Here is a 25798-nt window from a genome sequence, read left to right on the forward strand (position 1 = left end):
GCTCCGGTGCAGGCCGGGCATTTCTGGGGGTCTTGATTGATGACGACGAACCACCGTGCTGTTGCCGATATCCGCCGCATGGCCTTGCTGGGGGTCGCCAGCCTGGCGCTGATCACGCCGGCCTTCGCCCAGACCGCGCCCGCCGCAACGGCTGCCGCCGATCCGGCCGCCGAAGAGGCTGAAACCAGCGTCATCACCGTTACCGGCAGCCGCATCGCCCGCACCGGCTATGATGCGCCGACCCCTGTTTCTGTTGTCACCGAAGCCGAACTGAAGGCTGAACCGCAGGCCAATATCGGCGATTATGTGAACACGTTGCCATCGGTGCGCGGTTCGCAAAGCTCGTCCACCAACTCGGGTTCGCTGTCCAACGGCCAGGCCGGTATCGCCACGGTCAACCTGCGCAACCTGGGTGCGGCGCGCACGCTGGTGCTGATCGACGGGCAACGCTCGGTCGCGTCCTCGCCGGTGGGTCTCGTCGATACGCAAACCGTGCCGCAGGGCCTGATCAAGGGCGTTGAAGTGGTCACCGGCGGTGCGTCGTCGGCCTATGGCTCCGATGCCGTCGCCGGGGTGATCAACTTCGCGCTCAATCGCGATTTCAAGGGCTTCCGCGCCGAATATGAATTCGGCATCACCGATTATGGTGACACGCCCAACCATACGTTCCGCATCACCAGCGGTTTCGATTTCGCCGATGGCCGCGGCAAGGTGCTGCTGGCCGGCGACTATTTCACCCAGAAGGGCGTCGATACCTATGATCGCCCGTGGCAGGAAAGCGGCTTTTTCCAGATCGACAATCCGGCCTTCGTCGCCGGCAATGGCCAGCCCGAACGCCTCGTGGCCAGCGGCATCGGCACCTATCAGTTCACACCCGGCGGCATCATCAATTCCGGCCCGCTGCGTGGCACCTATTTCGGCCAGATCACCAACGGTCAGGCCAGCCTGAACCAGTTCACCTATGGCCCCAATCGCGGCCAGTGGATGGTGGGTGGCGATTTCCGGGTCAGCCGCGAAGGCCATTGGAACAGCAACAGCCTGTCGCCCGATGAAGAGCGCGGCAACGTGTTTGGCCGCCTCAGCTTCGAGGTGAGCAGCGCCTTCGTGCCCTTCGTGCAGTACAGCTATTCCGGCTACAATGGCCGCAGCTTCTACCAGCAGACGCCGTCCACCGGCATCACCATCCAGCGTGACAACGCCTTCCTGCCCACCGCGCTGGTCACCGACATGACCGCGCGCGGCCTGACCAACATCTCGATCGGCACCAGCAATGCCGGCTTCCCGGCCGCTGGTTCCAACAACACCCGCGAAGTCTATCGCTTTGTCGCCGGCGCCGATGGCGCATTCGAAACCGGCAAGATCGGCTGGAAATATGCGGCCTATTATCAGGTCGGTGTTGCCAAGACCAACGAACTGCTCACCAACACCTGGCTCAACAGCCGGGTCAGCCTCGCGCAGGATGCGGTGCGCGCCCCCGCCGGCAATGCCGCCGGCATCGCGGCCGGCACCATCGTCTGCCGTTCGACCCTGACCGCTCCGACCAACGGCTGCGTTCCCTTGAACCGCATCGGCATCGGCGGCGTGACGCAGGCTGCCATCGATTATGTGTTCAACAACGGCCAGCAGCCGCAGCGCTTCCAGTCGTTGCGTCAGGACGTGGCGGCCATCAACATCTCCACCAACGAACTGTTCGACACCTGGGCTGGTCCGGTCAGCTTCGCCTTCGGCGGTGAATATCGTCGGGAGCGGGTGAATGGCTCGGTCGATCCGCAGTTCAATTCCGGCTGGCTCTACGGCAACTATCTGGTCACCCAGGGTGCCTATGACGTGAAGGAAGCCTTCGTCGAAACCGTGGTGCCGCTGGCCAAGGGTCTGGATTTCAACGGCGCCATCCGCGTCACCGATTATTCCACTTCCGGCAGCGTCACCACCTGGAAGGCCGGTGCCACCTGGCAGGTGATCGATGATTTCAAACTGCGCGTCGTGCGCAGCCGCGACATCCGCGCGCCCAACCTCAATGAACTGTTCGCCCCCGGCACCGCCCGCACCAACACGGTGAACGTGCTGCAGCCCGGCGGCGCCCAGCGTACCGATCAGTTCCTCGAACAGACCACCGGCAACACCGCGTTGCAGCCGGAAACCGCACTGACCTGGGGCATCGGCGGCGTGTTCACGCCCAGCTTCCTGCCCGGCTTTGCCGCCTCGGTGGATTATTTCGACATCGATCTGTCGGGCGCCATCGCCACCATCACCGCACAGACCATCACGTCGCTGTGCATCGAACAGAACCGCCAGGATCTGTGCCAGTTCATCACCTTCAACGGTACCCCCGGCGCCGCCAGCCCGATCACCTCGATCAAGCTGGTGCCGTTCAACTTCGCTTCGGTGAAGGTGCGCGGGATCGATCTGGAAGCCAGCTACCGCTTTGATCTGGGCGGCGGCAAGGCCACGCTGCGCGCGCTGGCCAGCCATTATATCGATAACATCATCGATAACGGCATCGATGTCGCCCGCGATCTGGCTGGCCAGAATGCCGGCGGCGGCGATGCCACGCCATCGTGGAACTACCGCCTGACCGCCAATTACGAGATCGACAGCTGGAGCTTCAACCTCGTCGGCCGCGGCTTCTCGGGCGGGGTGTATGATAACAACTTCATCGAATGCACCACCGGCTGCCCGGCCTCCACGCCGCAGGCCCGCACCATCAACAACAACCAGATCGCCGGCCAATGGTATGTGGATGCCTCCATCACCAAGAAGGTGAAGCTGGGCGGATCCAAGGTCGATCTGTTCCTGTATGTCCGCAACCTGCTGAACAGCGATCCGGTGCTGGTGGGCAACGGCCCGACCGGCAACAACACGCCGGCCTATCCGATGACCAACCGCAACTTGTATGATGTGCTCGGCCGCGTGTACCGTATGGGCGTGCGTTTCGAATATTGAGAAGCCAACAGGGGGGCTTTGACGATGAAGACTGCCAAGATGATCGCCGCGTTGCTGGCGGCAAGTGTGATGGCCAGCCCGGCGCTGGCGCTGGCCACGCCGGCCCAGAAGAAACTGAGCGCCGAACTGGTCGACGCGCAGAGCAAGCTGGCGCAGGAAATGGTGGACATGGTGTTCAGCTATGCCGAACCCGGTTTCCAGGAACACAAGACCAGCGAATATCTGACCGGCATCCTGGAAAAGAACGGCTTCACCGTGGTGCGCGGCGCCGCCGGCATCCCGACGGCCTTCACCGCCACGTGGAGCAACGGCCCCGGCCCGAAGATCGCGCTGGGCAGTGACATCGATGGCCTGCTCGGCCTGTCGCAATATCCCGGCGTCGTGCAGATGAAGCCGATGGTGGAAGGCGGCCCCGGCCACGGCGAAGGCCACAACAGCGGCATGCCGATGATGATCGTCGCCGCCATCGCCGCCAAGCAGGTGATGGAAAAGAACGGCATCAAGGGCACGCTGATGCTGTGGCCCGGCGTTGCCGAAGAACTGCTCGCCACCAAGGCCTATTATGTGCGCGCCGGCATGTTCAAGGATGTGGATGCGTCGATCTTCGCTCACGTTGGCCGCGATTTCGGCGTGAGTTGGGGCCCAGCCGGCAACAATGGCATGGTCAGCGTGGAATACACGTTCAAGGGCAAGACCGCGCACGCCGCCGGCCAGCCCTGGGACGGCCGCAGCGCGCTGGACGCCGTTGAACTGATGAACATCGGCTGGAACATGCGGCGCGAGCATCTGCCCGTCACCCAGCGCAGCCATTATGTGATCACCGAAGGCGGCGGCCAGCCCAACATCGTGCCGGAAAAGGCCAGCGTCTGGTATTATTTCCGCGAAGGCAGCTTCGCCAAGATCCGCGGCCTTTATGAAATCGGCAACCGCATCGCCGATGCCGCCGCCATGGCCACCGATACCACGGTGACTAAGCGCACTCTGGGCTATGCCGCGCCGAACTATGGCAACAAGCCGTTGGCCGAAGCGCTGTACGCCAACATCAAGAGCGTGGGCCTGCCCAGCTGGTCTGCGGCCGACCAAGGCTTTGCCAAGGCGATGCAGCAGGCCAACGGCCAGAAGGTGGAGGCGCTCTCCACCACGCTTGCCCCGCTTTCGACGCCCGATCTGCGCGGCGTTTCGATGGGCGGCGGTTCGGATGATATTGGCGACATCATGTGGACGGTGCCCACTGTCACCATCCGTTATCCGTCCAACATCCCCAACGCCATCGGCCATAACCGCCAATCGGCCATCGCCATGGCGACGCCGATCGCCCACAAGGGCGTGGTGGTCGCCGCCAAGGCCGTTGCCATGACCATCCTCGATCTGGCGACCACGCCCAAGATCATCTCGGATGCCAAGACCTATCAGCAGGACGTGCAGTTCAAGAGCGACAAGTACGACCCGCTGCTGACGCCGGAGGACAAGCCAGCGATCTGGCTGAACGCCGACATCATGAGCAAGATGCGCCCGCAACAGGAAAAATTCTATTACGACCCGGCCAAGTACAAGAGCTACCTGGAACAACTGGGCATCAATTACGAGGATTTCGCCAAGGTGAAGTGAGCCTTGCGCGATCCGCAAACCGAAGGGCCGGTGCCGCGAGGCGCCGGCCCTTTTCGTAACGGTTCCGTCTGGCTTACAGCGGCGGCCCCGGCGGCAGCGGGTTGCGGCTGCGCGGGCCCTTGCCCCAGGGAATGCCAACCGATTTGGGTGCCTTACCCGCCGGATCGGCGAGATAGGCCGCGATATCGGCCGCCGTCTGTCGGTTGAAGGCCGCCCCCAGCGCATCGCCGCCCTTCGCAGGCAGGGCGCTCGCCAACCCGGCCAGCGTTTGCAATGCCAGTGCCCGGGCTTCCGGCGCAGTGGTGGACGACGCGCCCAGGATCATCAGGCCATCCAGCACCGCCTTCTGCACCACGCGCAGCAGGGCCGCATCGCCGCTTTTGGCGCTCCAGCTCGCCGCCATCAGCGCGTCGATCAGTTCGGGCAGCGTCACGCCATCCGCCCCGCGCGCCTGCAAACTCACCAGCCGCGCCGCGCGGTCGGGGGCGAGCAGGGGCTCCACCACCAGCGCCGCGGCAATTCGCGCGGCCTGCAACTGGTTGAACACCGGATCGTCGGACAGATCCTCAAGATTGCGGCCCGGATCGGGGGTCAGCTCGGCCAGCAGTTTCTCCGGCATCGCCAGTTCGGCCGGCTGCAAGCTCTCCAGCAGCCGCCCCAGCGTGTCGCGCTGCAACTTGGCCGGGATGGCGATGGTCGCCGGGCCAGGTTCGCCCTTCACCTTGATGTCGGTATAGAGCCCGCCGATATATTTCACGGCCGATTCAACCTGATAGCGGTGATGGAGATAGACCATCCACAGCCGCAGATTGCGCAATTCCCCCACCGGCTCGCCGGGCAACAGCACGCTGTCCGCACCATAATTGGCCAGCATGATCCGCCGCGCCGCCAGCGCTTCTGCAAGGCCCTCCGCCGGGGTTGCCCGATCATCGTACCAGGTCCAGCGCGGATCGCTTTCGGGCACATAGAGCAGGCCCTGTTTGCGCATGTCGGCAATGATCGCGTCCAGCCCGGCCTTCTCATCCTTCAAAGGCGTATAGGCATAACGCGCCATCATCGTGTCGTACGCGCCGATCGCCTTCTGGAAACTCTCGGACAGGTCCAGCTTGCCGCCTTTCACCGTCACCCGCGGTGTCGGATATTCCATCACCGAAGCGCGGTTGTTCAGGCTCGACGCGAAATTATGGCCAAAACCCAGCGCATGGCCGAATTCATGCGCCGTCAGCAACGCCTGGCGCAGCAGCACCATGTCGCGCTGCCCCTGCGGCATGGCGGCGAACTGGCCGTTCACCAACGAAGCATCCGCCACGGTCACGCCGCTGCCATCGCCCGGCAGGCCGCCGGCATAGGCATCCCAATAATTGCCCACAGTGCGAATGCGGTGGCTGTCCATCCGCACCTTGGCGCCCAAAATCTCACCGGTGCGCGGATCGCGATAGGAACCGCCCGACGAAAATCCGCGCTCATCCCGGTTGATCCATTGCATGTAGTTGTAGCGGATATCCTGCGCATCCATCTCCGCCGGCGCGTCCTTCGCCACCAGCGCGTTCGTGAAACCGGCCGCTTCATAGGCCTTGTTCCACCACAGCAGGCCCTGCTTCATAGCGTGACGAATGGGGGCCGGGATGGCCGGATCGAAATAGACGGTGATGGGCGTCACCGGTTCGGACAGCGCCGCCGTCGGATCCTTCTTCTCCAGCCGCCAGCGCGTCACCCACTCGGTATCGATGCCGCCCGAAAACGGCGCGCTGAAATCCTTGAACTTCAACGTGGAAACCCCGATGCGCGGGTCCGCCACGCGCGGGGTGTAGCCGGTGGGCGGCGCCTTCAGGAAACTGTGGTGCACCCGCATCGTCACCTGGCCGGGTGTGGGCGCCACCTCGCGCACCAGCCCACCGGGATTGTCGGCGGTGAAGTTGGCAAAAATCTCCAGCTCCGTGTTCAGCGGATAGGCCTTGGTGCGCGCCGCGTTCAGCGCCGAACGGCCAGCATCAAACTTGTACGCGCCCTGGTTGGCCCGGCGCATGATCGCCTCCACGCCCGCCGCATCGCGCATCACCAGTGCGGTCGCATCCACCACGATCTTCCCGCCGGCATCGCTTTCGATCGGCAGGCTGGCGATGATGGAGGTGGGGAAACTGTCCTTCACGCCCTGGCTGTGCGCGGCATCGCCAGCAAGGCTGCGGAAGGACAGGTTCTGCTCCTCCACCAGGATCTTGCTGCCCACGCGGCGGAAATGGATCAGGCTTGAATCCATCGTGCCACGATCCAACGGCAATTCCACCGATCCGCCGCCACTGGCCAGGCTGACGTAGTAAAGAATATCCGTATCCAGCGCCGGCACGGAGAGCAGCACGCGGCCTTTCGCGGCGTCGATGCTCACCGGCATATAGGCCGTTTCCTGCGTCAGAGCCGGAGCCGCCAACAGCGCCACAACCGCCGTGCCCAACAAATACCGCTTCATGCCTGCCCCCATTGATCAAATCCCCGGTAGAGTGGCACCCGAACCCGGCCAGCGAAAGCCGGTTTTTGACGCAGGCCCAGCCCTGCGCCACACTCACCACGCATGAACACGCCCGATCCCCTGATGCGCTTCATCGCCGCCGTGCACGTCGCCCTCGGTCAGCCCGCCGCCCACGAAACCGTGAGCGCCGCCCTCGCTCGCCTCGTCGCCCACGATTATTGGCTGCCCCCCGCCTATGCCCAGCCGCACCCCGAACATCATCAGCAATATCTGCTTCACGCTGATCCCACGGGGCGATTTTCCATCGTCAGCTTCGTCTGGGGCCCGGGGCAGGCGACGCCCATCCACGATCATGGCGTTTGGGGCGCTGTCGGCGTGCTCCGCGGCGCCGAGCACAGCCAGGCCTACACCGCCGACGGCACCACCCCACCGCGCCCCATCGGCGATCGCCACACACTCCACCCCGGCATGGTCGAACTGGTCGGCCCGGATGTGGGTGACATCCACAAGGTCTCGAACGCCGTCGAAGCCGTCTCGGTGAGCATCCACGTCTATGGCACCGACATCGGCCGCCACCCGCGCCACGTCTATCCGCCAGAGGGCGGCATCAAGCCCTTCATCTCCGGCTACGCCAACGGTCCGGACACGCCAGCGTTTTCGTGAAGTCGGACAAGAGGCCTCCGGCGGGCAGGGGCTGAGCCCCTGCACCCGCTTTCGTGATCTGTCGCTTTGGATGACGTTGGGGATCGAGGCTGCCTGAAAGCAAACGGGTCCAGGGTCTGCGACCCTGGCCGCCGGAGGCCACTTTGGCTTCTCTCCGTTCAGCGCACGCCGATCACCCGCCGCTGCCCATCCAGCCGTAAGGTGAGGCCAGCGTGGCGGGGCGTATCCGCCAATTGCCAGCGGGTGAGGTGTTCGTAGTGGGCGCAGAAGCGGGTGATAGCGGTGGGGGACATGCCCGTGCGGCCGGTGGCGCGGGTGAGGCCGGCTTCCTGCTGGGCGCGCCAGCGGGGGACGGTTTCCCAATCGGGGGCGGCGAGGAAGGCGAGGGCGTCGAGCATCGCCCAGGCGCGGGCATAGCTGCCGGCCAAGGCCTGGTTGATGTGGGTGCGCCAGAGGGCGTTGGGGTCTTCGGCGGCTTCCAGCGCGTTCACTGGTTCGGCGAGCAGGGCGGCGGGCTGCGGGCGGGCGCCGATGCACCAGCCTTCCAGGATCAGCACGTCGATCCGCGCGAAGTGCCGCCAGTGCTGCGGGGGCAGGCGGTCGTCGGCCAATTTGTCGAACACCGGCAGCGAAACCGGCCGGCCGGAACGGACGCGCAGCAGCACATCCAGCAGCAGCGGCAGATCATGCGTGGCGGGTGGCCCGCGGGTGGCAAACAGCGGGTGGACGTGGGCGGCCAGCGCCTGCCGGCGAGCGCGGGTCAGGTAGAAATCGTCGAGGGACACGGCAACCACGCTGCCGCCAGCGTCCGGCAGCGCGCCGGCACCGTTTGGCAGCGCGCCGGTACAGAACGGCAGCCGCTGCGCTAGTTGCGCCGCCAATGTGGACTTGCCACTGCCTTGTGCACCGGCCAGGCCGATGATCAACGGGCCATGCCCCAGCCGGGGCTTCAGCCAATCGAGGAGCAGGGGCAGGGCGTCCATGCCGCCACGCTGCCCCGGCTTGGGCGGGCCCGCAACCCTGCCCATCAGGAGGGCTTGCAGACAAGGCGCTGGCAGGGCCTGATGGCGGCATGAACGATTGGCCTGATATCCGCGCCGCAGTGGCGAAACTCTGTACTGGCTTCCCCGGCGAATATTGGCGGGCGAAGGACAAGAGCAGCGCCTATCCCATTGAATTTGTGCAGGCGTTGACGCGCGAAGGCTGGCTTTCGGCGTTGATTCCGGAAGAGTTTGGCGGCTCTGGCCTGCCGCTGTCGGCGGCCTGCGCGATATTGGAAGAGATCCACGCCAGCGGCGGCAATGGTGCGGCGGCGCATGCGCAGATGTATGTGATGGGCACATTGCTGCGCCATGGTTCGACGGCGCAAAAAGGCCAATATTTGCCGGCCGTTGCGCGGGGCGAGCTGCGCCTGCAGGCCTTTGGCGTGACCGAGCCAACGTCGGGCAGTGACACGCTGTCCTTGCGCACGACAGCAGTAAGGGACGGCGACAACTATCTGATTAATGGTCAGAAAATTTGGACCAGTCGCGCCGCGCAGAGCGATCTGATGGTGCTGCTCGCCCGCACGACGCCCAAGGATCAGGTGGCCAAGCGCACCGAGGGCCTGTCGGTGTTCCTGCTCGACATGCGGGATTGTCCCGGCCTTTCGATCCAACCGATTGAAACCATGATGAATCATGGCACGACGGCGGTGTTCTTTGACAATGTGTGCATCCCCGCCGCCAATCGCATCGGGGAGGAAGGGCAGGGCTTTCGCTATATCCTGTCCGGCATGAACGCAGAGCGGATCCTGATCGCCGCCGAATGCATCGGCGATGCGCGGTTTTTCCTCGATCGCGCAACCAGTTACGCGAAGGAGCGCCAGGTGTTTGGGCGCCCCATCGGGCAGAACCAGGGCATCCAGTTCCCGCTCGCCCAGGCCCACGCCCGCGCTCATGCCGCAAAGCTGGTCGTCGCCGATGCCTGCCGACGTTACGAGTCCGGCGAAGTGGCCGGGGCGGAGGCCAATATGGCCAAGATGCTAGCCGCCGAAGCCAGCTGGCAGGCCGGCGAGGCGGCGATGCAGACTCTGGGCGGATTCGCCTTCGCCGCCGAGTATGACATTGAGCGCAAGTTCCGGGAAACACGGCTTTATCAGGTCGCGCCGGTCTCCACCAACCTGATCCTCGCCTATATCGCCGAGCATGTGCTGGGCCTGCCCAAGAGTTACTGAGACTGCCAAAAACCGCAATCGACGCAGGCGCCGACAAGCGTAGGGTACGCCGGTTCCATAAGGGAGAAGATCAATGGCCGAAGCCTATATCATCGATACCGTCCGCACCCCGCGTGGCATTGGCAAGGTGGGCAAGGGCAGCCTGGCTGACATGCACCCGCAGCACCTCGCCGCGGCCGTGCTGAAGGCCATTGCCGAACGTAACCATCTGAATACGGCTGAAGTTGACGATATCATCTGGTCCACCTCCACCCAGAAGGGCAAGCAGGGCGGCGATCTTGGCCGCATGGCCGCGCTTGATGCCGGCTATGATCTGAAGGCCAGCGGCATGACGCTGGATCGCTTCTGCGGCGGCGGCATCACTTCGGTGAACCTGGCTTCCGCCCAGATCATGAGCGGCATGGAAGATCTGCTGATCGCCGGTGGCACCGAGATGATGAGCTATACCGCCACCATGGCCCAGGAAGAGCGTGCGGCCGGTCTGCCGCCGATGATGATGGGCAGCGGCAACGCCCGCCTGCAGGCGCACCACCCGCAAAGCCACCAGGGCGTGTGCGGTGATGCCATCGCCAGCATGGAAGGCATCAGCCGCGCCGATGTTGACGCGTTGGGCCTGGAAAGCCAGAAGCGCGCCGCGCAAGCCATTGCCGAAGGACGCTTTTCCAAGAGTGTGATCCCGGTTTACCGCGAAGACGGCACGCTGGCGCTGGATCATGAAGAGTTCCCGCGCCCGCAGACCACGATGGAAGGCCTGTCGGCGCTGGAGCCGAGCTTCACCAAGATCGCGGACATGCCGCTGGACGCGCAGGGCACGACCTTCCGCAAGCTGATCAACGCCAAATATCCCGATCTGAAGATCGAGCATATGCACCATGCCGGCAACTCGTCGGGCGTGGTCGATGGCGCCGCCGCCGTTTTGCTGGCCAGCAAGGCCTATGCCGAAAAGAACGGCCTGAAGCCGCGCGCCCGTATCGTGACCATGGCCAACATGGGCGATTGCCCGACACTGATGCTGAATGCGCCGGTGCCGGCCGCCCGCAAGGCGCTGGCCAAGGCCGGGCTTACCGTTGATGATATCGACCTGTGGGAAATCAACGAAGCCTTTGCCGTGGTTGCGGAAAAGTTCATCCGTGATCTGAAGTTGGATCGCGACAAGGTGAACGTGAACGGCGGCGCCATCGCGCTGGGCCATCCGATCGGCGCCACCGGTTCGATGCTGATCGGCACGGTGCTTGATGAACTGGAACGCCGCGATCTGAAGCGCGGCCTGGTGACGATGTGCGCGGCTGGCGGCATGGCCCCGGCGATCATTATCGAGCGCATGTGATTGCAGAGCGGGGGAGGGGCTGATGTACCAGCTCCTCTCCGGCCTGCGCGTCGTTGAAGCGGCGGCCTTTGTCGCCGGGCCGACCGGCGGGCTTTATCTGACCCAGATGGGCGCCGAGGTGATCCGCATCGATCAGATCGGCGGTGGCCCGGATTACAAGCGCTGGCCGCTGACCAAGGCTGGTGACAGCCTCTATTGGGAGGGGCTGAACAAGGCCAAGCGTTCCATCCAGATTGATCTGTCGCGCGCTGAAGGCCGCGAGTTGGCCCTCGCCCTGGCCACCGCGCCGGGCGACGAGGCCGGCCTGTTCCTAACCAATTTTCCGGTGGATGGCTTCTTGTCTCACGCCAATCTCGCCGCGCGCCGGCCGGACATCATCACCGCACGTATCATGGGCTGGGCCGACGGCAAGCCGGCGCTGGATTACACGGTGAATGCCGCCGTGGGTGTGCCAGCAATGACCGGGCCGGTGGACGACACGCGCCCGGTGAATGCCGTGTTGCCGGCCTGGGATCTGCTGGGCGGCACCTGGGCGGCGTTTGCGATGGTCAGCGCGTTGCATCGCCGCCGGCAGACGGGGGAGGGAGCCGAGATCCGCGTTCCGCTGTCGGATTTGGCGGCCACGTCGCTGTCTCACCTCGGTTTTGCTGCCGAAGCCCTGTTGCAGGGGGATCGCGGCCGGTTGGGCAATGATCTGTTCGGCGCGTTCGGGCGAGATTTTGCCACCGCAGATGGCCTGCGCATTTACCTTGTCGCCATCACGCCGAAACAATGGCGCGGCTTGGTGGCGGCGCTGGGCTTGGGTGAGGCCGTGGCGGCGGTGGAGGCCGCGACTGGCGCTGATTTCACGGCCGATGAAGGTGCCCGCTTCACCCATCGCGGCCTGCTGTTCCCGTTGTTCGAAGCGGCGATGGCGGCGCAGAAACTTGTCGAGCTTGGCCCACGCCTTGATGCGGCCGGCGTGACCTGGGGTCCCTATCAGACATTGGCTGAGGCCGTGCACGGCGATGCGCGGCTGTTCACCGCCAACCCGATTTTCCAGACCATCACGCACAAATCCGGCCTCACCTATCCCGCTGCCGGTCCGGCGGCGACGCTGGCTGGCGAACCGCGCGGCCCGGTGCGCCCGGCGCCGCAATTGGGGGCCGATACCGATCACGTGCTTGGCGAGGTGCTGGGGCTGTCCGGCAGCGCCATCGGCGCGTTGCATGACAAGGGGCTGGTGGCATGACGCCCGAAGACATCGCCCATTGGCAAAGCTGGTGTGGCAAGCCGGAATGGCGCGAGGAGGTGCTGCACGGCCCGGATGTGGTGCGGCTGGCCGAGGCGTTGAGTTGGGACGTGGAGACGCTGGGCTGGCCGCCTTTGGGCCATCTTGCGCTGTTCCTGCCGCCGCCCGGCCAGCGCGGGGTGGACGGCCACCCGGTTCGCGGCGGTTTCTTCCCGCCGGTTTTCTTGCCGCGCCGCATGTTCGCCAGTGCGGACTATCAGTTTCATCGCCCGCTGATCGCCGGCATGCCCGCCATGCAGATGCGGGTGCTGGAAAGCCTTGCGCCCAAGCATGGCAAGACCGGCACGCTGCTGCTCGGCCAGGTGCGGATCGAGATCTGGCAGGAGGGCGAAAAGGCGCTGGAGGAAGTGCAGACGATTGTGTGGCGCGATGATGGCCCGCCCGTGCCGCTGCCTATCCCCGTAAGTCCGCCGCCCACGTGTGATGTCGCCTTCACCCCCGGCCCGGTGCAGCTCTTTCTGTTTTCCGCCGCCACCGCCAACGCGCACCGCATCCATTATGATCTGGCCCATGCAAGCGGCGAGGAGGGCTATCCCGGCCTTGTTGTCCACGGCCCGCTGGTGGCAGCGCAACTGCTTGGCCTGTGGGAACAGCGACACGGGCCGGCGAAGACATTCGCCTTCCGGGCCCAGGCGCCGCTATTCGCCGGGCAGCCGATTGCGCTGGCAGCGAGTGATGATGGCTTGCAGGCGCTGCGCTGTGACGGCACGGTGGCAATGCAAGCGAACGCGGGGTGAAGCGCGATGGACACTGAAACCTTTGGTCTGCTGAAAGACCAGCTGGCCCGCTATGTCGAAGAACGGCTGATCCCGGCCGAAGACTCGGTGGAAGAAGCCGACGATATCCCGCCCGATATCGTAGCCGAATTCAAGGCGATGGGCCTGTTCGGCCTGTCGGTGCCGGAAGAGTTTGGCGGCCTTGGCCTGACCATGGCGGAGGAATCGCAGCTGGTACGCATCCTCACCCGCGCCAGCGTCACCTTCCGCAGCCTGATCGGCACCACGGTCGGCATCGGCAGCCAGGGCATCATGATCGAAGGCACGGCGGAACAGAAGGCCACGTGGCTGCCGAAGTTCGCCACCGGTGAGGCCATTGCCAGCTTCGCGCTGACTGAGCCGGGCGCCGGTTCCGATGCGGCGTCCTTGCGCTGCTCGGCGGTGCGCGAAGGCGATCATTACCGCATCAACGGCACCAAGCGCTACATCACCAACGCCCCACGCGCGACGGTGTTCACCCTGATGGCGCGGACGGAACCCGACGTGAAGGGCGCCGGCGGCATCAGCGCCTTCATCGTGCCCGCCGACAGCCCCGGCATCTCGCTGGGCAAGCCCGATCGCAAGATGGGGCAACGCGGGGCCAAGACCTGCGATGTGATTCTGGAAGACGTGATGGTGCCCGCCGCCAACATCATCGGCGGCGTGCCCGGTCAGGGTTTCCGCACCGCCATGAAGGTGCTCGATCGTGGCCGCATCCACATCGCTGCCGTTGCACTGGGCATGGCGGACCGGCTGATCGACATGAGCCTGACTTACGCCATGGAGCGCCAGCAATTCGGCAGCCGCATCGGCGATTTCCAGCTGGTGCAGGCCATGCTGGCCGATATGGAGGTGGATCGGTTGACCACCGCTGCCCTGCTTGAGCGCACCGCCGCGCGCTTTGATGCCGGCCAAGTCAGCGCCCGCGAATGTTCGGTGCTGAAACTCCACGCCAGCGAGGGCGTGGGCCGCATTGCCGATCGCGCCGTGCAGATCCACGGCGGCGCCGGTTACATGGCGGAATACAAGGTGGAACGTTTCTATCGCGATGTACGGCTGCTCAGGATCTATGAAGGCACCAGCCAGATCCAGCAGACGATCATCGCCAAGGCCATGATGCGGGAGAAGACCCAATGAGGCGCGCAGCAATTGTTTCCCCCATTCGCACTGGGGTTGGCCGTTTTGGTGGGTCGCTGGCGGGCTTTCCGGCCGGCGAATTGGGCGCGATCATCCTGAAGGCGCTGGTGGAGCGCACGAAGATCGATCCGGAACGCGTGGACGACGTGGTGTTCGCGCACGGCTACCCCAACGGCGAGGCGCCGTGCGTGGCGCGCTGGTCGTGGCTGGCGGCGGGCTTTCCCGAATCCGTGCCAGGCGTCTCGCTCGACCGGCGGTGCGGATCGGGCCTGCAGGCGGTGATCGATGCATCGATGCGGGTGGCAACGGGCGCGGCTGATATCGTTGTCGCCGGCGGCGTCGAAAGCATGAGCCAGGTTGAATATTACAGCACCGATCACCGCAATGGCGCCCGCATGGGCAGTACCACTTTCCACGACCGCCTGGTGCGGGGCCGGGTGATGAGCCAGCCAATTAGCCGTTACGGCGTGATTTCAGGCATGATTGAAACCGCCAACAATCTGGCCAAGGATTATGGCATCAGCCGCGAAGAATGCGATGCCTATGCCGCGCAAAGCCACCAGCGCGCCGCCAAGGCCTGGGCAGACGGCAAATTCGTCGATGAACTGGTGCCGGTGGAAATCCCGCAGAAGAAGGGCCCGCCCATCATCTTTGCGGCGGACGAGGGCATCCGCGCCGACGCGACGCCGGAAAGCCTGGTGCTGTTGAAGTCCATCGAGAAAGACGGCGTGGTGACCGCCGGCAACGCCAGCCAGCAGAACGACGGGGCGTCTGCTTGCCTCGTGGTGGCCGAAGAGCTCCTGGAACCGCTGGGCCTTGAACCTATGGCCTGGCTGACCGGCTGGGCCGCGGCCGGCTGCGACCCGTCACGCATGGGCATCGGCCCAGTGCCGGCGGTGGAGCGGTTGTTCGCGCGGACCGGCATGAAATGGGATGATATTGATCTGGTCGAATTGAACGAAGCCTTTGCACCGCAAGTGCTGGCGGTGTTGAAAGGCTGGGGCTGGAACGACCCCGACAAGCTCAATGTCAACGGCTCCGGCATTAGCCTTGGCCACCCGATCGGGGCAACTGGTGGGCGCATATTGGCGACGATGTTGAACGAAATGCACCGCCGTGATGCACGGTTCGGATTGGAGACCATGTGCATCGGCGGTGGCCAGGGATTGGCGGCCATCTTTGAGAAAGCATAAGAGGAATCGCGCCAAGGCCATTGTCTTGTTTGTGTTTTCTTAACGTTAATACATTATGTCATCGCCCGGGGTCGACGCGGAGCAAGCACATGATTGTGCGTTCAATCGCATTTGGATTGCTGGTCATTGCTGCGGTTCCAGCGCAGGCCGTCGTGGCCATTCCAGGGCTGTTCAACAGTGGCCGGCTAGCCAATAATTCGGCTGTCACAACCGGCACAGTGCAAGAACAGAACTGGTTCTTGAATGGCATCAGCCGGCCTTGGAATAGCGGCTCCATCAATGGCGCGTGGCTGGCCAACAACAGCGTTTCGCGTTGGATGACGCCAACCAGCAACGGCAACCAATCGCTGGACCCCATTTCAAACGGCTTCTACACCTATTCGATCGCCTTCGATCTCGGCAAATTCGTGCCCGGTACGGCGAGCTTCAACGGCCGTTTCGCGTCCGATAATACGGTGACCTCGATCCTGCTCAATGGCACCCAGATCACCCAGGCCGGACTGGGGACATTCAACCAGTGGACCAGTTTTTCGGCCGGCACCGGCTTTATTGGCGGTCTCAATACGCTCAGTTTTCGGCTTCTCAACCTCGCCTAGGCCAATGGCAACCCCTCAGGCTTGCGCGTTGAAATCCTGAGCAGTGCTTATGAGCCGGTGCCGGAACCGGCCAGTTGGACGATGATGATCGCCGGCTTTGGCATGGTGGGCACCATTTTGCGCCGCCGCACCGCCATGGCCTGACCAGCCCTATAACTGGCGGGCGCACATTGGCTTCGATGTGCCACGAAATGCAGCGGTGAAAGGCCCATTTTGGATTGCAGACCATGTATATCGGTGGTGGCCAAGGACTGTCCGCCATCTTTGAAAGTGTCTGATCACCTCTGTGTCAAGTTGTTAACTTCTTTCCGCTTTGTTGGACCTTCATAGTTTGGTAACAGAGACTTGAGTGTGATTCGGGGGAGTCAGTCGCGTACAGGGGCGTTCAGTCACGATCGCGGCAAACTTCTCCAGATCGGGGCAATCGCCCTTCAGCAACGGCTAACCCCGGTCGGGGGCTAGGAGCGGTGCCAGTCCTTGTGGGCTGGCACCGTTTTCTTTTTCCGGTTACCTCCAGATCATGACTGAAATGACCGCTCCCGCCGCTCTGGCCGGCATTCGTGTGCTTGATTTGTCGCGCGTGCTGGCCGGGCCGTGGAGCACGCAGATCCTGGCCGATCTGGGCGCCGACGTAGTGAAGGTGGAAGTGCCCGGCCGCGGCGATGATACCCGCGCCTGGGGCCCACCCTTCCTGAAAGGCGCGGACGGTGAGGACGAGATCGGCACTTCGGCCTATTATCTCGCTGCCAATCGCAACAAGCGCAGCATCGCAGTCGATTTTGCCTCGTCCGAAGGCGCCGCGCTGCTGCGCCAACTGGCGACCAAGGCCGATGTTGTCATCGAGAATTTCAAGGTGGGCGGCCTGAAGAAATATGGCCTCGATTGGGAAAGCCTGCGGGCGGTGAAGCCCAACCTTGTCTATTGTTCCGTCACCGGTTTCGGGCAGACCGGGCCTTATGCCAGCCGCGGCGGTTATGATTTCGTGGCGCAGGGCATGGGCGGCTTCATGGCCATCACCGGCGAGGAAGGCGGCCAGCCGTTGCGGGCCGGGGTCGCCATGGCCGATGTCACCACCGGGCTTTATGCCACCATCTCCATCCTGGCCGCGCTGCGCCATGCCGAACGCACCGGGGAAGGCCAGCACATCGATATCAGTCTGCTCGACACCCAGATCGCCTGCCTGGCCAACCAGGCGATGAACTGGCTGGTGGGCGGCGTCGATCCCGGCCGGCTGGGCAACCGCCACCCCACGGTGGTGCCCTACAAGACCTTCGATGTGGCTGATGGCACCATCATCATCGCCATCGGCAACGATGGCCAGTTCCGTGCCTTCTGCGCGCTGATGGGCGTGCCGCAACTGGCGCAGGATGCGCGTTTCGTCACCGCCAGCGCCCGCCTGATCAACCGCGACGCCATCGAGGCCGAAGTGCAGCGGCTGGTGGCGAACGAACCCGGCCTGCCACTGATCGACCGGCTGGCCGCCGCCGGGGTTCCGGCCGGACCGGTGAACAAGGTGAGCGAGGTGTTTGCCGATCCCTTCATCACCGCGCGCAATGTCGTGCATGATTTCGTGCGTGCCGATGGCGCCCATATCCCCAGCGTCGCTTTCCCCGGCAAACTCAGCGCCACGCCGGCCACAATGCGCCGCCCGCCACCGCGCGTGGGTGAAGACGAGCAGAGTATTTTGGCCGATTGGTTGGATGGTTAACCTGGATTTTACGTAAAACGACGATAATTACACCCGTATTGGATGCATAGTTGCGGGTGGCAAGAGTGATGGAAGATCGTGATACCGACGTCGGCGGCGTTGTTTGGGTGCGGCGCGCCTTCTTGGTGATGTCGGCATTGTGGTTGGTAGTGCAGGGCCATCTTGGCAGTTTTCTGGGGCGCTGGGATGAAAGCCATCTCGCCGGCAATATCTGCTGGCTGCTGATCTTCTATTGCCTGGCGCGGACGTTGCTGGATTGGGGCCTGACCAGCCTTCGCCTGCACCGCCTGTCATCCGATGCCTTGTTTCTGCTCGCCGTGATGCTGGGCTTGGAAGTGGCGTGGCGGGCCATCGCCGGGCCGAGCGGGATGGCGGAAAGTGCTGGCTTTGCGACCTTCGTGATGCAGCCCTTCTTGGTGGTGATCGGGATGGCCACGCTGCACCGCCGCGCCTTCAACGCCCGCTGAACTACTGTCCTTTGAACTGCGGCGGACGCTTTTCGAGGAAGGCCGTCATCGCTTCCTTGTTGTCGCTGGTCGTGTGGGCCAGCGCCTGCATGGCGGCGGAAAGCTGCAGCACGGTTTCCAGACTGGCCTGACGGGCCTCCCACAGCAGCCGCTTGGTCATCCGCACCGCCTGCGGTGGGTTGGCAGCGATGCGGTTTGCATAAGCGCGGGCCGCATCCAGCAATTCCGCATCCGGCACCACCTTGCTCACCAGCCCGATGCGCAGTGCTTCGGCAGCGTCCACCAAGTCGCCGGTCAGCGCCATTTCAGCCGCCTTGGCATGGCCCACCACGTGCGGCAGCAGCCAGGCGCCGCCGTCACCGGGGATGATGCCCAATTTCACGAAGCTCTCGGCAAATTTCGCGCTCTCGCCGGCGACACGGATGTCGCACATGCAGGCGAGGTCGCAGCCGGCACCGATGGCCGGGCCGTTGACCGCCGCCACGATCGGCACTTCCAGCGCGGCAAAGGCGCGGGGCAGGCGCTGGATACCGGTGAGATAATTGCGCCGGGTCTTGATCGGCGACGCACTGGCCAGCCCGTCGCCACTCGCCATCTTCTTCAGGTTGCCGCCCGAGGAGAAGGCACTGCCGGCTCCGGTGAGGATGGCAACGCGCGCATCCGGGTCATTCTCCAGCCGGATGAGCGCCGCCAGGATCGCATCCACCATGTCGTCATCCGAAACCGGGTTGCGCAGTTCCGGCTGATTGAGGGTCAGCGTGACGATGTGGCCATCGCGTTCGTAAAGGACATGCTCGGTCATTTCACTCTCCTATCGGACGCCAAGGCCGCGCGCGATGATGCCGCGCAATATTTCGCGGGTGCCGCCGCGCAAACTCACCATCGGCGCGATCTGTACGGTGGCGTGCAGCGTGGCCAGCAGCGATCCGGGCGGATCGGGGATCAGCGGCAACAGGCTGCGGGCGATTTCGGGGATGGCCTGTTCGAAGGTCGCGCCAAGGTCCTTCACCATCGCCGCTTCCAACGCGGGATCTTCGCCGGCTTCCAGCAGGGCCGCCATACCGCGCGCCATCAGCCGCAGCACCATCAGGTGCGCCGCCAGCCGGCCCAGCGGGGCATGGGCGGCCGCCGCGTCTTCGGGCAGTGCCGCGACCAGTTCCTCGGCCAGCACCAGTGTCGACAGGAAGCGTTCGGGGCCGGAGCGTTCATAAGCCAGCTCACTCATCACCTGCGCCCAGCCATTGCCCTCGCTGCCGACCAGCGCATCGGTGGGTACGAACACATCATCGAAATGCACTTCGTTGAAATGATGTTCGCCCATCAGATCGATGATCGGGCGCAGCTTCAGGCCCGGCGAGTCCATCGGCACCAGCAACTGGCTCAGACCTTCATGCCGCTGGCCTTCGCCCGTGCGGCACAGCAACAGCATGGCGTGCGCCTTGTGGGCATAGGTGGTCCACAATTTCGTGCCGTTCACCCGCCAGCCGCCGTCCACCGGCCGCGCGCGGGTCGTGAGCGCGGCCAGGTCCGATCCCGCCCCCGGCTCGCTCATGCCAATGCAGGCAAATAGCTCACCGCGCGCGATGGCGGGCAGATACGCCGCCTGCTGTTCCGGCGTGCCATATTTCAGCAGCAACGGCCCGGTCTGCCGGTCGGCAATCCAGTGCGCCGCGACGGGCGCTCCGGCGGCCAACAGTTCCTCGATCACCACCAGTCGGTCGAGCGCGCTGCGCTCATGCCCGCCTACCGCCTTCGGCCATGTCATCGCCAGCCAACCGCGTTCGCCCAGCTTGCGACTGAAATCCGGGCTGTGGCCGTTCCAGCTGTGGGCGCGGACATCCGGGGGCAGGGCGGCGAGCTCCTCGGCCAGGAAATCCCGCACGTCGCAGCGCAAATCGGCGCGCGCGGCGGTTTCGGCCACCACCGGAAAGCGGAAACGATCACCGGCCGCGGCCGATTCGGCCGGACCGAGCAGCGGTTCATCCGTCGCCAGCCGCCACAGGCTGCCGCGCGCCAGCACGTCAGCCCCCAGCCGTGTGTGCCAATCATGTTCGCTACCGGCCGTATCGCGGCGCTGCCATAGCGCACGGGTGAACAGGTGCAGCCGGTGTTCCGCCGTCACGCCGATGGCGCCGTGCAACTGGTGCGCCAGCGCCGCGACCACGCCGGCCGCTTCGCTGGCGCGGGCCTTGCCTGCCGCCACCATCGCCCAGTTTTCACCCGCCAGCCCCAATCCTGCCAGCCCGACCGCTGCACCGGCTGCAGCGGTTTCGGCCGCCATCTGCGCCAGGCTGTGCTGCACCGCCTGGTTCTTCGACAGCGGCTTGCTGAACTGCTGGCGCGTCTGGGTCCACTCCAGGGTCAGCGCCAGCACGGTTTCGGCGAGGCCGGCGATCTCGGCGCTGGCCAGCGCCGGCGCCCATAGCTCGGCCGGACACTCTGGCGCCGCGTCGATCATCGCTTCGGCCAGCGGCCATGGCGCGCCGGCCTTGCCGTGCGCGCGGGCGATAGCCAGCACGGTCGCGGCATCCAGCGCCAATCCCCCCGCCGCCTCACTGGCCAGCGCCAGCGGCAGGCCGGCAGCGGTGATGGCGTCCCAGCCGTCCGCTCGGCCGCCTGCTCGCGCCGCGCGCAGGCGCGCGTCGGTCGCTTCATGCGCGAGCAGCCGGCTCACTTGATCGATCAGCACTTCATCCATGGCAGCAGCTTAGGCGCAGCTTTCGTCTGCGCACAGGCTGGAGTTTCCGCCAGCCATTGCAGCCCGCCATTGCGGCCCCCCATTGCCCCTCTGCGCCGCCTCGTCCACGATTGCGCCATGCTTTCGGTGCTCGACATGTTTCGCGTGGGCGTTGGCCCTTCCAGTTCGCACACGGTGGGGCCGATGCGCATTGCGCTGCGTTATGGCCAACGGCTGGCGCGGCGGCGCTGGCCGGAAGGCGCGCGGGTGGTGGTGACGCTGCAAGGCAGTCTCGCCTTCACCGGCCATGGTCACGGCACGCTGCGCGCGACGGCGCTGGGGCTGCTGGGCCATGCGCCGGAGACGTTCGACGCGCTGCAGGCCGAGCGCGATCTGGCTGCGCTGGAGCGGACGCAGCAGCTGAGTGGCCTCGCCTTCGATCCTGCCACCGATATAAGCCTCGATTACGACACCCGCGATCTGCTGCACCCCAACGCCATGCGCCTCGCCGTGCTGGCCGGCGATGCAGTGCTGGCCGAAGAGGAGTGGTTCTCCACCGGTGGCGGCTTCATCGCCAGCCGGCGCCAGCTGGAGCAGGCCGCCCCGGCCGATCGGGTGGCGACTGGTCGGGACGTGCCGCACCCCTTTGCCAGCGCCGCCGAGCTGCTGGCCATTGCCGAAGCGACCGGCCAGAGCCTCGAAATCATCGTGCTGGCCAATGAAGACGCCATCCGCCCGCGCGCCGAGACACTGGCCGGGCTGGATCATGTTGCCGCCATGATGCTGGCTTGCATCGATCGCGGGCTGACGACCGAAGGCATATTGCCCGGTGGCCTGAAAGTGGAACGCCGCGCGCCATCGCTGTGGCAGCAGTTGCAGCAGGGCCGCAGCGCCAACGAGCCGGAGCGGCTGTTTGATTGGCTCAACGTCTATGCCATGGCGGTGAACGAGGAAAATGCCGCCGGCGGCCAGGTGGTGACCGCGCCGACCAACGGCGCGGCCGGCATCCTGCCCGCCGTGATGAAGCATTATTGCGAAGGGGCGGAACAACGCCGCCGCTTCCTCGCCACTGCCGGCGCCATTGGCCTGCTCTACAAGCAGCGCGCGTCGATCTCCGGGGCGGAAATGGGCTGCCAGGGCGAAGTGGGTGTCGCCTGCTCGATGGCGGCGGCGGGGCTGGCCGCCGTTTGGAACGCCTCGCCCACACAAGTCGCCAATGCGGCCGAGATCGGCATGGAGCATAATCTGGGCCTCACCTGCGATCCCGTTGGCGGGCTGGTGCAAATCCCCTGCATCGAACGCAACGCCATCGGCGCCGTGAAGGCCGCCAACGCCGCGCGGCTGGCCCTGCACCGGCCCGGCCTGAGCCGTGTCAGCCTTGATCAGGTGATCGAGACGATGCGCCAGACCGGCATCGACATGAGCCACAAGTACAAGGAAACCAGCCAGGGTGGGCTGGCCGTGAACGTGGTGGAGTGCTGAAATGGACGTGACCCTTTCCGTGAGCGACACGATCGCCACCATTACCCTCAACCGCCCGGAAAAGCGCAATGCGCTGAGCCAGGCGATGCTGGCGGAACTGGAGCGGCTGGCGGACAGTTTGCGTGGGAGCGGCGATGTGCGTGCGGTGGTGCTGCGCGGGGAGGGGACGGATTTCTCCGTGGGGGCCGATATTGGCGAGATGGAAGGCCGGCTGGCGGCGCCCGCGCCATTGGCTGAAGCCCGCCGCGCTGCGCAGCTTGGCGCGCGGGTGATGCGGGCGGTGCAGGGCATTGATCAGCCAACTATTGTGGCGCTGAAAGGCGTGGCCACCGGCGGCGCCACCTGCATCGCCACGGCCTGCGATTTCCGGGTGGCGGCGGCGGGTTCGCGGGCAGGCTATGGCGAGGTGAAGATCGGCATCAACCTGATGTGGAACGCGTTGGGGCCGCTGATCGAACTGGTCGGGCCGGCCCGCGCCAAGCGCATGGTGATGACCGGTGCGCTGTTCGATGCCGAAACGCTCGAGCGATGGGGCCTGATCGATGAAATCGTGCCGGCCGGCACCGAGGAAGCGCGGGCGCTGGCCCTGGCTTCCGACTATGCCGCGCTGCCGCCGATGGCCGTGCAGATGATCAAGCGCAGCATCAACGCCGTTTCGGGCGCGCTCCATGCCGCCGTGCTGCACGCCGATGCCGATCAATGGCTGCTGGCGACGCAAGGCGCGGATTTTGCCGAGGCGTTGGCCGCCTTCCGCGAGAAACGCCCCGGACGATTCAGCGGAAACTGACGCTCAAGGTAATTGCCACGCCTCCCTCGCCGCCCGATGATGAGCCATCACGGGGAGAATTTCATGCTCATCATCCGCCTGCTCTGCATCGTCATCTTTGCCAGCCTGACCATCTACACCGCGCCGGTGCTGATGGCGGAACCGAACCTGTTTCCCGCCTTCTTCGGTGCCATTTCCGGCGGCGGCTGGCAGGGGCAGTTCAACCTGGATTTCATGTTCATGCTCACCCTGTCCGGCCTCTATATCGGCTGGCGGCACCGTGGCACGCCGGCCGGGCTGGCGCTGGCCGTTGTTGCCTTTCTGGGCGGAGCGATGTTCCTTTCGGTCTATCTGTTCGTGCAGAGTTTCCGCTGCAACGGCGACGTGCGCAAACTGCTGGTGGGTTGACGGAATCGCCCGCGCCGCCAATCTGGCGCGGTGACGATATTTGCGCTCCACAGCCCCGAAGCCAGCCTGGTCCTTGAACAGTCAGGCGATGCGCTGTTGTGGCGTCACCTGGGTTTGCCGGTCGAGACCACCGGCCTGCCGCCACTCGCCAGCACGAGCGGCGCGGCGACCTTCAGCCTGGATGAAGATGTGCCCTTTGCCACCGCGCCCGGCCTGGGCTGGTTCGGGCCGCTGGCGGTGTCGGTCGCCGGCCGGGTGCTGCGCTGGGCAGTGAAGGACGTCGCGGCGGACGCGGACTCGCTGCGTTGCACCCTAACCGATCCGGATAGCGGCCTGCTGCTCGAACAGACTGTCTGCTTGGCTCCCGGCGGCGGCTTCGCGATCAGCGCGACACTGGGCAACGATGGCCCGGTGCCGCTCACGGTCGCTCATCTGGCCAGTGCGCTGCTGCCGCTGCCCGCTGGGCTCGACCGCATTCTCAGTTGGCGCGGCCGCCATGCCGCCGAGTTCGTGGAGTGCGTGGAACCGTTGCCCGCCCACCAGTGGCGGCGGGAGGGCCGGCGCGGCTTGCCCGGCCATGGCGGGCCGCCCGGCCTGTATCTGCTGGGTCAGGGAGCCGGTTGGGATCAGGGCCTCGTGCTGGCGGCGCAACTGGCCTGGTCAGGTGATGCCGCGTTGGCGGTGGAGCGCGACGATGAAGGCCGGCATTTCCTATCGGCGGGCATGGCAGATGGCTTTATCCTGCAACCCGGAGAATGTTTCGAAGCCCCGCGGCTGCTGCTGGCAATGAGCGCCAAGGGCCGCAACGGCGCAATGCAGCAGATGCATGGGCTGGTGCGGGCGCGGCCGGACTGGCCGGGCAAAGAGATGCGCCCGCGCCCGGTGCACTTGAACAGCTGGGAAGCCTGCTATTTCCGCCATGACGAATCCCGCATTCTTGATCTCGCCCGCGCTGCCGCCGCCATCGGGGCGGAGCGCTTCATCCTCGATGACGGCTGGTTCCTCGGCCGCAACCATGACCGTGCCGGGCTGGGCGATTGGGTGGCCGATCCGGCGAAATATCCCGACGGGTTGAAGCCGCTGGCACAGGGCGTCAACGCGCTGGGGCTGGAGTTCGGCCTGTGGGTCGAACCGGAAATGGTCAATCCTGACAGTGATTTGTACCGCACCCACCCCGATTGGGCGCTGCATGTGCCGGGTGCGCCGCAGCCCACTGCGCGCAATCAGCTGGTGCTGAACCTGTCACTGCCAGAGGTGGAGGATTATCTCTTCGCCGCGCTCGACACACTGCTCAGCGACGTGCCGATCGCCTACCTGAAATGGGATCACAACCGCGATCTGGCGCCCGCCGGCGGGCTGGGCCAGGTGCAGGGCCTCTATCGCCTGCTCGCCCGCCTGCGCGCGGCGCACCCGGATGTGGAAATCGAAAGCTGTGCCGGCGGCGGCGGCCGCATCGATGCCGGCATTGCTGCCTTCACCCACCGCTTCTGGACCAGCGACAATCTTGATGCCGTCTCCCGCGCCACCATCCAGCGCGGGTTCCAGGCGTTCTTCCCGCCCGAATTGATGGGCGCCCACGTGGGCGCCAGCCCGGCCCATGCCACCGGCCGCCGCCAGACGTTGGGTTTCCGCGCCGGCGTGGCGCTGCCCGGCCATTTCGGGGTTGAGCTGGACCCTGACAAGCTGCCCGAAACCGAGCGCGCCGAACTGGCCGGCTGGATCGCTTTCCACAAAAAGTGGCGACAGTTGCTGCATTTGCAGACGTTGTTGATGGGCGAGGGGCCGGACGGATTGCTGTGGCAGGCCAGCGGCGATGGTAATGAGTGGGTGCTGTTCGTCACCCGTATCGCGCCGCCGCAGGATCGCCGGCCGCAGCCACTGACGCTGCCGTTCCTGGCCGGTGCTGGGCCTGTCCACGCCCGCCTACTGGCCCGTGCCGGCACGCTGCCGCACAAGGGTTTTGGCGAACCGGAATTGCTGGCCGCGCTCTCAGGCGATGGCGTCACTTTCCCGGCCAATTGGCTGGCTCACGCCGGCCTGCCGCTGCCGCCGCTGCTGGCGGAAAGCGTGGCGGTCTTCCACTTGAAAGCCTGATTGT

Annotated in this window: 21 protein-coding genes and 1 pseudogene; 18 read left to right on the forward strand and 4 right to left on the reverse strand. The window is 65.2% G+C overall.

Translation table 11 applies throughout. The features are described 5' to 3' along the window. Nucleotides 1-39: 39 nt before the first annotated feature. A complete protein-coding gene (locus G566_RS0109765; protein WP_022680489.1) occupies nt 40-2943 on the forward strand; it encodes a TonB-dependent receptor plug domain-containing protein in 2904 nt (967 codons plus the stop codon). 24 nt (nt 2944-2967) lie between these two features. Beyond that, nucleotides 2968-4551: an amidohydrolase gene (locus tag G566_RS0109770; protein WP_022680490.1), complete on the forward strand. Its 1584-nt coding sequence runs from the start codon at nt 2968-2970 to the stop codon at nt 4549-4551. A gap of 73 nt (nt 4552-4624) precedes the next feature. Here G566_RS0109770 and G566_RS0109775 read toward each other — a convergent pair whose 3' ends face one another. Further along, on the reverse strand, nt 4625-7015 hold the full coding sequence (locus G566_RS0109775; protein ID WP_022680491.1) for a zinc-dependent metalloprotease: 2391 nt from the start codon (nt 7013-7015) through the stop codon (nt 4625-4627). 102 nt (nt 7016-7117) lie between these two features. Between G566_RS0109775 and G566_RS0109780 the strand changes: the two genes are divergently transcribed. Then, the gene (locus G566_RS0109780; protein ID WP_022680492.1) at nt 7118-7678 is read left to right on the forward strand and encodes a cysteine dioxygenase family protein; all 561 of its coding nucleotides are present in this window, start codon (nt 7118-7120) and stop codon (nt 7676-7678) included. Between the two features lie 158 nt (nt 7679-7836). Here the strand turns inward: G566_RS0109780 and G566_RS15415 are convergent, their stop codons facing one another. Further along, on the reverse strand, nt 7837-8661 hold the full coding sequence (locus tag G566_RS15415) for a hypothetical protein (protein ID WP_040605589.1): 825 nt from the start codon (nt 8659-8661) through the stop codon (nt 7837-7839). 89 nt (nt 8662-8750) lie between these two features. Here G566_RS15415 and G566_RS0109790 point away from each other — a divergent pair, with 89 nt between their 5' ends. The 11 genes and pseudogenes from G566_RS0109790 to G566_RS0109830 all read left to right on the forward strand — a co-directional run bounded on the left by G566_RS0109790 (nt 8751) and on the right by G566_RS0109830 (nt 18367). After that, a complete protein-coding gene (locus G566_RS0109790; protein WP_022680494.1) occupies nt 8751-9893 on the forward strand; it encodes an acyl-CoA dehydrogenase family protein in 1143 nt (380 codons plus the stop codon). Nucleotides 9894-9966: 73 nt separating this feature from the next. Further along, nucleotides 9967-11220, forward strand: coding sequence for an acetyl-CoA C-acetyltransferase (locus tag G566_RS0109795; RefSeq protein ID WP_022680495.1), 1254 nt, complete (start codon nt 9967-9969; stop codon nt 11218-11220). A gap of 22 nt (nt 11221-11242) precedes the next feature. Further along, nucleotides 11243-12451 carry a CoA transferase gene (locus tag G566_RS0109800; RefSeq protein WP_022680496.1) on the forward strand — a complete coding sequence of 403 codons (1209 nt, stop codon included), beginning with the start codon at nt 11243-11245 and terminating at the stop codon, nt 12449-12451. Beyond that, nucleotides 12448-13248, forward strand: a complete 801-nt coding sequence (locus G566_RS0109805) for an HTD2 family dehydratase (RefSeq protein WP_022680497.1) — start codon at nt 12448-12450, stop codon at nt 13246-13248. Before G566_RS0109800 ends, G566_RS0109805 begins: the two co-directional genes overlap by 4 nt. A 6-nt stretch (nt 13249-13254) precedes the next feature. Beyond that, nucleotides 13255-14403 carry an acyl-CoA dehydrogenase family protein gene (locus G566_RS0109810; RefSeq protein ID WP_022680498.1) on the forward strand — a complete coding sequence of 383 codons (1149 nt, stop codon included), beginning with the start codon at nt 13255-13257 and terminating at the stop codon, nt 14401-14403. After that, nucleotides 14400-15596, forward strand: a complete 1197-nt coding sequence (locus tag G566_RS0109815) for an acetyl-CoA C-acetyltransferase (RefSeq protein ID WP_022680499.1) — start codon at nt 14400-14402, stop codon at nt 15594-15596. Before G566_RS0109810 ends, G566_RS0109815 begins: the two co-directional genes overlap by 4 nt. 116 nt (nt 15597-15712) lie before the next feature. Further along, complete coding sequence (locus G566_RS14120; RefSeq protein WP_169522837.1) at nt 15713-16192, forward strand: hypothetical protein; 480 nt, start codon at nt 15713-15715, stop codon at nt 16190-16192. A 21-nt stretch (nt 16193-16213) separates the two neighbouring features. Continuing rightward, nucleotides 16214-16336, forward strand: a complete 123-nt coding sequence (locus G566_RS15125) for a PEPxxWA-CTERM sorting domain-containing protein (RefSeq protein WP_022680501.1) — start codon at nt 16214-16216, stop codon at nt 16334-16336. Nucleotides 16337-16347: 11 nt separating this feature from the next. Beyond that, nucleotides 16348-16470, forward strand: a pseudogene (locus G566_RS15935) (acetyl-CoA C-acyltransferase); the annotation flags it as partial. Nucleotides 16471-16712: 242 nt separating this feature from the next. Further along, on the forward strand, nt 16713-17900 hold the full coding sequence (locus tag G566_RS14125) for a CaiB/BaiF CoA transferase family protein (RefSeq protein WP_040605584.1): 1188 nt from the start codon (nt 16713-16715) through the stop codon (nt 17898-17900). A gap of 65 nt (nt 17901-17965) precedes the next feature. Then, nucleotides 17966-18367 (forward strand): hypothetical protein, encoded by a 402-nt coding sequence (locus G566_RS0109830; protein ID WP_156874492.1) that lies wholly within the window; start codon nt 17966-17968, stop codon nt 18365-18367. Between the two features lies 1 nt (nt 18368). Here G566_RS0109830 and G566_RS0109835 read toward each other — a convergent pair whose 3' ends face one another. After that, nucleotides 18369-19169 carry a crotonase/enoyl-CoA hydratase family protein gene (locus tag G566_RS0109835; RefSeq protein ID WP_022680504.1) on the reverse strand — a complete coding sequence of 267 codons (801 nt, stop codon included), beginning with the start codon at nt 19167-19169 and terminating at the stop codon, nt 18369-18371. Nucleotides 19170-19178: 9 nt separating this feature from the next. Beyond that, a complete protein-coding gene (locus G566_RS15130; RefSeq protein WP_022680505.1) occupies nt 19179-21065 on the reverse strand; it encodes an acyl-CoA dehydrogenase family protein in 1887 nt (628 codons plus the stop codon). Between the two features lie 117 nt (nt 21066-21182). On the opposite strand from G566_RS15130, the gene G566_RS0109845 reads away from it, so the two are divergent. The 4 genes from G566_RS0109845 to G566_RS0109860 all read left to right on the forward strand — a co-directional run bounded on the left by G566_RS0109845 (nt 21183) and on the right by G566_RS0109860 (nt 25794). Beyond that, the gene (locus G566_RS0109845; protein ID WP_022680506.1) at nt 21183-22526 is read left to right on the forward strand and encodes an L-serine ammonia-lyase; all 1344 of its coding nucleotides are present in this window, start codon (nt 21183-21185) and stop codon (nt 22524-22526) included. A gap of 1 nt (nt 22527) precedes the next feature. Continuing rightward, nucleotides 22528-23313, forward strand: a complete 786-nt coding sequence (locus tag G566_RS0109850; protein WP_022680507.1) for an enoyl-CoA hydratase/isomerase family protein — start codon at nt 22528-22530, stop codon at nt 23311-23313. A 63-nt stretch (nt 23314-23376) separates the two neighbouring features. After that, complete coding sequence (locus G566_RS0109855) at nt 23377-23700, forward strand: hypothetical protein (RefSeq protein WP_029131519.1); 324 nt, start codon at nt 23377-23379, stop codon at nt 23698-23700. Nucleotides 23701-23730: 30 nt separating this feature from the next. Further along, nucleotides 23731-25794, forward strand: a complete 2064-nt coding sequence (locus G566_RS0109860; RefSeq protein WP_022680509.1) for an alpha-galactosidase — start codon at nt 23731-23733, stop codon at nt 25792-25794. Nucleotides 25795-25798 lie beyond the last annotated feature (4 nt).

The sequence above is a fragment of the Sandarakinorhabdus limnophila DSM 17366 genome (genome assembly GCF_000420765.1).
Taxonomy (GTDB): Bacteria; Pseudomonadota; Alphaproteobacteria; order Sphingomonadales; family Sphingomonadaceae; genus Sandarakinorhabdus; species Sandarakinorhabdus limnophila.